The organism is Pseudomonas sp. SIMBA_067, assembly GCF_046534675.1.
Lineage (GTDB): Bacteria > Pseudomonadota > Gammaproteobacteria > Pseudomonadales > Pseudomonadaceae > Aquipseudomonas > Aquipseudomonas putida.
The window spans coordinates 1-254 of sequence record NZ_JAWRYH010000864.1 but is presented as its reverse complement, the minus strand read 5'-3'; the positions used below and the strand labels follow the sequence as shown (position 1 = coordinate 254).

Annotated in this window: 1 protein-coding gene; it reads left to right on the top strand. The window is 58.7% G+C overall.

Annotated elements, in window-relative coordinates; all coding sequences use genetic code 11:
- A partial coding sequence (locus SB765_RS31670) for an alpha/beta fold hydrolase (protein ID WP_410932760.1) occupies positions 1-239 on the top strand: 239 nt, incomplete at its 5' end.
- Positions 240-254 lie beyond the last annotated feature (15 nt).

The window sequence follows — 254 nt, the reverse complement described above, 5'->3', positions numbered from 1 at the left end:
ATATCGGCAATCTCAAGGACTGGAACCGCATCCCCGAGATGGCCGAGTTCAAGATGCCGATATTGATCACCACCGGCCAACATGACGAGCTGACGCCGGCCTGCGCGATGCGCATGAAACAAGCCGCCAGGCACGCCGAGTTGCACGTTTTTCCCAACAGCAGCCATATGCCGTTTTATGAGGAGCCCCAAGTGTACTTCCCGGTGTTGCTGGACTTCCTCGCTCGCCACCGAGGCTGACCGATGAACCTGGCG